The following is a 7,663-nucleotide window of genomic DNA, read 5'->3' as shown; positions in this document are numbered from 1 at the left end:
AGAGTTAAGGTCGCCAATGACGTTTCCGATGAAGTCTTCGGGAACTTCGACCTCAACTTTCATCATAGGCTCTAACAGAACAGGCGATGCCTTCATCACAGCATCCTTGATTGCCATTGAGCCAGCAATCTTGAAAGCCATTTCAGAAGAGTCAACCTCGTGGAACGACCCATCTACTAATCTTACCTTCAAGTCAATCACTGGATACCCAGCAATGATGCCGGACTCGCAGGCTTCTTTCATCCCTTGCTCAGCCGGGGCAACATATTCTTTTGGAATCGCACCGCCGACGACCTTCGAGACAAATTCAAAGCCCGATCCTGGTTTACCCGGTTCGACCTCAATGACCACATGACCGTACTGACCCTTACCGCCGCTCTGACGCACGAATTTGCCTTCCGTCCGAACAGGTTTACGAATGGTTTCACGGTATGCCACCTGAGGCGCACCAATGTTTGCCTCAACCTTGTATTCCCGCTTCATTCGATCGACCAGGATGTCCAGGTGAAGCTCACCCATTCCGGCAATCTCGGTTTGATTCGTTTCGGGATTAACCGTAACGCGGAAGGTGGGATCCTCCTCCGACAGAGCTTGCAGTGCTTTGGAGAGCTTGTCCATGTCCTGCTTGGTCTTCGGCTCAACTGCAACCGAGATCACGGGCTCAGGAACGAACAGCGATTCCAGGATGATGGTTGAGTTCTCGTCGCAGATCGTGTCTCCGGTAAAGGTGTCCTTCAGTCCAAGAGCTGCACCGAGATCGCCTGCCCGCAGTTCGTCTACTTCCTGGCGATCGTCTGCCTTCAGTATGATCAGGCGCGAAATCCGCTCTTTCTTGCCCTTCGTTGCATTGTAGACATAGCTGCCCTTCGTCAGAACACCAGAATACACGCGCACAAAGGTCAAGCGACCGTAAGGGTCTGCCATGATCTTGAACGCCAGCGCAGACAGCGGCTCATTGTCGTTTGCATGACGCACTGCTTCGCTGCCATCGGGCAGGGTGCCCTGAATCGGAGGGACTTCAGAAGGCGCAGGCAGATAGTCAATCACCGCATCCAGCATGAGCTGCACGCCCTTATTCTTAAAGGCAGAACCGCACAGCATGGGGACGATCGTTCCCGCAATAGTTCCCTTTCTTAAACCTGCCCGAATCTCGTCTTCGGTAAGTTCTTCGCCGCCCAGGTACTTTTCGATTAATTTGTCGTCAGTTTCGGCAACAGATTCGATCAGCTTTGTGCGATATTCCTGCACCAGATCTTGCATCTCTTCCGGGATATCCGTGACTTGAACATCCGTACCGAGATCGTTGGTGTGGATATATGCCTTCATCCGCACCAGATCTACAATGCCGCGCAGCTGGTCTTCAGCCCCGATCGGAAGTTGAATCGGCACAGCGTTTGCCCGCAGGCGATCGACTACCTGGCTGTAAACCTTGTAGAAATTCGCGCCCGTCCGATCCATCTTATTAACGAAGATGAAGCGAGGCACTCTATAGCGATCGGCTTGCCGCCAAACAGTTTCTGTCTGGGGTTGAACGCCGCCGACTGAGCAAAGCACAGTAATTACACCGTCCAGCACCCGCATCGATCGCTCGACTTCGATAGTGAAGTCTACGTGACCCGGCGTGTCGATGATATTAATGCGATATTCGGGTTCACCGGGCATCGGCTGAGTTGGATCATCAGGATTGCGACGAGTCCACTGCGTACTGATTGCAGCAGCCGTAATCGTGATGCCCCGTTCCCGTTCCTGTTCCATCCAGTCGGTGACGGCAGTTCCTTCGTGAACCTCACCCATCTTGTGAACCACACCGGAGTAAAACAGAATTCGTTCAGTTGTCGTCGTTTTACCCGCGTCGATATGCGCGGCAATGCCAATGTTTCTCACCCGTTCTAGCGGGACGGTCCGTGCCACAGCTACCTCCTTAGTCTCTGCTGCATCTTTATGCTTGGCGACAAGCACTGTTAAGATTCTATACTTTTGTCCCTGGCTCTGTGTAGTTTCTGCGAACTCTCACGATTGCGGATTTCCAACCTTATTGGATGGGTATCCTCACCAATCGCAAGCGGCAAGTGATTCAGCTTAGTGAACTGGGCGGGCAAGATGCCTACTCCCCAGGAAACACTGCTGGTTCAAATCACTCGCCTGACTGCGATCGCAATCTCGCCAGAGCAAATTTAGTAACGGTAGTGGGCGAACGCTTTGTTAGCTTCTGCCATCCGGTGGGTTTCTTCCCGCTTTTTGATTGTGCTGCCTGTTTCGTTAGCGGCATCCATCAGTTCGTTTGCCAGACGGCTTGCCATCGATTTGCCGGGACGCGCTCGGGAATAGGTCGTAAGCCAGCGCAGGGCCAGTGCCGTGCCGCGATCGGAGCGAACTTCCATCGGAACCTGATAGGTTGCACCACCTACCCGGCGAGCTTTCACTTCCACCAAGGGAGTGGCATTTTTGATTGCCCGCTCAAACACTTCAAGCGGCTCGTTACCGGTGCGATCCTGAATAATCTTGAACGCATCGTAAACAATTCGGTAAGAGATGGATTTCTTGCCGCTTCTCATCAGGCGGACGACCATCATATTAACGAGGCGGCTGTTATGTACTGGATCGGGCGGAGTTGGGCGTTTTTGAACAGTTGTACGACGAGACATAAGCTTTGACCTTGATCTTGCTTGACTTTGATTGCGGAGCCGCCCTTAAGGACAGCAGGTTTTTAGGTTTTTACAGGGAGTACAGTTTACCGAAGAAATACAGGAAACGCATCGCTTCGGCTGGTCTCCCCAATAGTTTTTTTGTCCGCTCAGCCGCATGAGCAGGAAATGGTCCCACACATTGCTTCAAGCAGCCCAGGCAATCAGGACTGCTTAAAGAGTCGAACGTTAAACAGTTAGAGCATAAAGCTGAGCAGTAGACTGCAGGCATTTGCAGAACTCAGATTGCTCAGCAGACAGCGACGAGACGCAGCGAAACATAGATGAACTATCTACTTAGTTGCTGCCTTGGGACGCTTCGCGCCGTACTTCGATCGACCCTGCTTGCGGTCTTTCACGCCTGCGGTGTCCAGCGTTCCACGGATAATGTGATAGCGAACGCCCGGAAGGTCTTTAACCCGTCCGCCCCGGATCATAACAACCGAGTGTTCCTGCAAGTTGTGACCAATACCGGGGATATATGCCGTAACTTCAAATCCTGAAGTGAGGCGAACCCGCGCCACCTTCCGCAGGGCTGAGTTCGGCTTTTTGGGTGTAGTCGTGTAAACCCTCGTGCAGACGCCACGACGCTGAGGGCAGCTCTTCAAAGCTGGGGACTTGGTTTTCTTAGTAATTTTCTGGCGTTCGGTGTGGATTAGCTGCTGAATCGTTGGCATGAGTTAGAGCAGGTCTTGCCGCTTGAGTATTTTCCTAAAGTTTTCACAGTCTACTAATATATCAGTTTTATTGAGAATCTGTCTATTCTGCCGATCGGACTTGCGCCCAGCCCGCCCCCAATTCTGGGGGAAACCGAGCCAGAAGTCTAGCTACAACGATTCTGGTCAATGATTGCTGACCCTTCTATATCAGAAACCACCTGGTTTATGACCAATTGGGTACTCCTGTGTTCTAAGATAACGGTTTACTGAAAATTGGGATAGTTTCGACCGCCTTCAAACATGGACTCTAGTTCCTCAACTGTGGCAAGAACTGCCTCTATTTCTCCATCTGCAACTAATTCCTTGATCTCCTTGAGTCGTTCTAATACACCTGTTTTTCCATCTGGAAGCAGTTCATGAAACTGATACCAGTTGTAAAGGTGATACAGCAGATGATAGGTCGCACTAATATCAGGTTTACGATCCGGTTCAGCAAGAAATTGCTCTAAATCTACCAGCCAATCTATTGCGGCTCCGATTCCATCGACGTAAGTGTGAAAGACAGCTGTTGCTAGCATTTCCTCTGGTGCATTGGGATAAGCTCGGTGGAATGCCTGCTCTGCCTCGTCACGCAAATCGCTCCGCCGTAGCAAATTTTGCACAATTTCCCAACGTTTTTCTCGACTCCATGCCTCTGGCATATTTGTATCCTCTGACTCTTGCAATCAAGCTTCGTTTCAAAGTCCCCCAGCATTGGAGGATTGAGAGGGCAATGCAGGAGTCATATCACTATTCAAGCCACCCTTAAGCAGAAGAACTGCCTGATTATCGATCGCCTGCCCCTCGACCTCTCCACTTTCCTGAGGAGCGATCGCACCAAACTGAGCAAAGTATCGGTTGAGCCGCGGTGGAAATTCTGGGAAATAAAATTGACTGTCTCCCTTCGCAATATCTGCCCAAAAATATCTGAGGGAGGGTACGTATTGCTCAGCCGCTTCCAGAGGCAAATTCAAAGGAGGTTGGGTCAGAAGCTTGAGCATAAAGGAGCGCGATCGATCGCCCATCCATTCCCGCGAAGTGTGAGATAAATCTGGGAAACCGGGAACCGATGTAATGTGATGGGATTGGATTTCGAGCTGGGTGTCGTGCGTGCTTTGCAGTTCTCCGTTAGGGGAATCATCCTGGTAGAATTCGAGCACTCGATAGGGATGGGGATAGCTGACCAGAGAACCCGTTGTAATTTCGTAGAGATTTCCTTGCTGCGCGACATCCTGAACGTGCAGATGCCCGGTTAATAAAAGCTGTACGCCTGCCTGTCGCAGTAGAGCCAGCAGTTCCGGCGCGTTGGATAGCATATATCGCTGCCCCATCGGGTTTTGGGACTGTCCGGGCAGATGCTCCAGGACATTATGATGTACCATCACCAGAACAAATTCGCCTGCTGTTTCAGATAACACCTGCTGAAGCCAGGCGAACTGATTGTCGTCTAAACGACCTGTGGCTATTTGCTGTCCGGCAGCATCGAAGAAATTAGAATTTAGCCCGATCAGCCGCACTCCGGGCAGCAGTTTGCAGGTGTAGTAGGGTTGGTTGGGATCGCTGTAGCCAAATTTCTGGTAGTAGTGGGGAAACTCTTTGAGTCCGATCGATTTATCAGTTGCAAAAGCGTGAGGAATATCGTGATTGCCAGGAATCACATAGGCAGGAAACGGCAACCGCGAAAGGCGATCGGCGAGCCAGGCATGATTTTCCGGTTCACCGTGCTGAGTCAGATCACCAGGTAGCAGCAGGAAATCTAAGTCGAGCTGGGTGAGGTGATCCAGAACTTGTTCGATCGCCGGAATGCTGACTTCGACCAGATGAAAGCGGTGGGGCGAATCCCAAATTGTGTGAGGTAAAGCGATGTGAGGATCGCTGATAATTCCAAAACGAAAGCGGAGCGACATGAAATTTTGAATATTAAAAGGCTTGGTGCGAGTATAACTTCTGGACGGGGAGCTTGAAAATTAGGGATATCGTGCGAGTTGCAATGATTTGAATCTCGATGGCTTGTCGGATCGGTTGCTTGAATGCCCCGCTCCAAAAGGCAAGATGATCATTTCACAAGAAGCCCGAATTGAAGCTTCACAAGAAGCCCGGATAAGGTTGTTGATTACATGCATTCTGAGGGAGCGGATTGCATTGGTCGATTCAGCGATCGATTAGGCTAGGAAAGGTATGAACGCAGCCTGGTATGGCATGAGGGATATTTGAGGAGGTGAAGGGTACTCCATTGCTCCCCAAATCCTTCAACACCAGGGGACTTTGAAAGCGTGAGACGCTGGTAGCGAAAGACGTTGGTAGTGAGAGACGTTGAGGTAGATTTGTGGCAACCGTTCGAGTGCGTCAGCATGTTAATCCGCTTAGCGATAAGTATCAGCAGCCTGCGCCTGTGCCTGAGTGGGAGAAGGTTTATGCGGATCTGAATCAGCCGCTGCATCTGGATATTGGCTGCGCGCGGGGTCAGTTTGTGCTGGAGATGGCGCAGCAGTTTCCCCAGTGGAATTTTCTAGGACTCGAAATCAGGGAACCGCTCGTCATCCAGGCAAATAAGCTGCGCGAGGAAGTGGGTTTGACGAATCTCCACTATTTGTTTTGTAATGCGAATAATTCAGCGCGATCGCTCCTTCAGTCCCTACCGGCAAACGTTTTACAGCGTGTCAGCATTCAGTTTCCCGATCCTTGGTTTAAAAAGCGACACCAGAAGCGGCGAGTGGTGCAGCCAGAACTTGTGGCAGAACTGGCAAAATTTTTAATTCCAGGGGGAACAGTGTTTTTGCAGTCGGATGTGGAAGCGGTGGCGATCGAGATGAGCGATCGGTTTCAGGAGCATCCAGCATTTGTGCGGCAGAGTCAGGAGTGGCTAGCAGAGAATCCGCTGGGAATTCAGACCGAACGGGAGCGATCGACCCTGGAGCGAGGAGAACCTGTTTATCGTGCTGTGTTTGAGCGGGCAAGTCGTTAAATCCAGGAGGGAAACCACCGACGCAGGGCGATCGCTTCAGGGGTCAGCGGCAGTCCGAGGTAGAGCGGCATCCAGAAGATAAAGGCAATCAGCAGCGTTAGTAAAACCCCAAGCGCAGTTACTTTCCGCCAGTAAACCGAACTTTGCAGCCAGCGATCGAGGATAAAGGCGAGTGCCAGAATCGCGAATATCAGCGACGGCATATAGTGATACAGAAACGTGCAGCGTTTGACGCTGAGCCAGGGAAGCAGGTTCGCTGCCCAACTGAGGGCAAGATAGGCAACGATCCAGCGAGTTGAGTTAGGTCGAAAGGCTGACCCTGATTCATCCGGTTGAGGGCGGATCATTTGCCGAAGCTGAACCAGAAACACACCCAAAAAGAGCAGAATGGCGAGCGTGGAAAACCACCAGAGCAGGGGATTTCCCATTGCATGAACATCAAAGACAAAGTTGCTCTGACCGGGAACCGCAGCCACTCCCGCAATCACTGCCGGATCGTTCGGAGAGGAACCGACCTGGTAAAAATAGGCAACCGGACGAAACATCACTAACCAGCTAAACCAGAGCGAGCAATAGGGATGCGCCTCTAAACCGCCAACACGACGGTGATAGTCATAGGTTTGGTACTGAAGTTCCCAGAAATTGAGAGCAGAGCCATCGACCTGCATATAGGGAATCCAGCTTACGTAATAAGTAAGCGCGGGGACGATCGCCAGCGGAATCAAAAAATGTCCGAGGTGGAGCTGGGTTAGCTTTTGCAGAGGAAGCTGCGTTTCAGCAAAACCTTGAGTTGGGAATCGCCATTGCCAGAGCCATGCCCCTATCCAAAGCAGGTAGATTCCCAGCAGAAAGCCCAGCCCGTTCCATTTGATCGCTGCCGTTGCGCCAAACCAAACGCCTGCAAAAATTAGCCAGAGCCATCGTCTGAGCGATTCCGTTTGCAGAGCCGCCAGAAACGCCGACTGTCCCAGCAGTCCAAACAGCACCAGGTAGATATTATTCAGCGCGTAGCGAGACTCGACCAGAAATAAACCGTCGATCGCCATTAGAAACCCGGCAATCAGGGCAAAACTACGGCGATGGGTGATTTGATAGGCGATCGCCGCCCCAATCAGCGGAATGAAAGCTCCAGTCACCGCATTCAGCCAGCGATAGCTAAACGGAGAAACCGTCAGACCTGCCAAGCCGTTTTTGACTTCGCCGCTCCAGGGCAGCTTTTCGCCCAGCCAGATGCCAAAAGCAATGATGTAGGTGCTCAGGGGCGGATGTCCGGTAAAGATGATTTCTTCCTTCAACCAGTTACTTGCAAACTTGGC

General features: G+C 51.5%; 7 protein-coding genes. 1 reads left to right on the top strand and 6 read right to left on the bottom strand.

The window, feature by feature from the left end:
- The 5 genes from fusA to H6F80_RS03820 form a co-directional block, all read right to left on the bottom strand.
- The coding region (gene fusA / locus H6F80_RS03840) for an elongation factor G (RefSeq protein WP_190790288.1) at positions 1-1,911 on the bottom strand (1,911 nt) is incomplete at its 3' end.
- Between the two features lie 263 nt (positions 1,912-2,174).
- A complete protein-coding gene (gene rpsG / locus H6F80_RS03835) occupies positions 2,175-2,645 on the bottom strand; it encodes a 30S ribosomal protein S7 (RefSeq protein WP_190790287.1) in 471 nt (156 codons plus the stop codon).
- A gap of 332 nt (positions 2,646-2,977) precedes the next feature.
- Positions 2,978-3,361: a 30S ribosomal protein S12 gene (rpsL, locus tag H6F80_RS03830; RefSeq protein ID WP_190790286.1), complete on the bottom strand. Its 384-nt coding sequence runs from the start codon at positions 3,359-3,361 to the stop codon at positions 2,978-2,980.
- 245 nt (positions 3,362-3,606) lie between these two features.
- A complete protein-coding gene (locus H6F80_RS03825) occupies positions 3,607-4,044 on the bottom strand; it encodes a hypothetical protein (RefSeq protein ID WP_190790285.1) in 438 nt (145 codons plus the stop codon).
- 36 nt (positions 4,045-4,080) lie between these two features.
- A complete protein-coding gene (locus H6F80_RS03820) occupies positions 4,081-5,289 on the bottom strand; it encodes a metallophosphoesterase family protein (protein ID WP_190790284.1) in 1,209 nt (402 codons plus the stop codon).
- Between the two features lie 419 nt (positions 5,290-5,708).
- Between H6F80_RS03820 and trmB the strand changes: the two genes are divergently transcribed.
- Positions 5,709-6,347, top strand: a complete 639-nt coding sequence (gene trmB, locus H6F80_RS03815; protein ID WP_190790283.1) for a tRNA (guanosine(46)-N7)-methyltransferase TrmB — start codon at positions 5,709-5,711, stop codon at positions 6,345-6,347.
- Here the strand turns inward: trmB and H6F80_RS03810 are convergent.
- A partial coding sequence (locus H6F80_RS03810; RefSeq protein WP_190790282.1) for a phospholipid carrier-dependent glycosyltransferase occupies positions 6,344-7,663 on the bottom strand: 1,320 nt, incomplete at its 5' end. The two genes, trmB and H6F80_RS03810, sit on opposite strands and share 4 nt — an antisense overlap.

Source organism: Leptolyngbya sp. FACHB-711 (assembly GCF_014695615.1).
Classification (GTDB): domain Bacteria; phylum Cyanobacteriota; class Cyanobacteriia; order Elainellales; family Elainellaceae; genus Leptolyngbya_A.
Note: the sequence above shows the minus strand (reverse complement) of the source record. Positions and strands in the feature narration are given on the sequence as shown.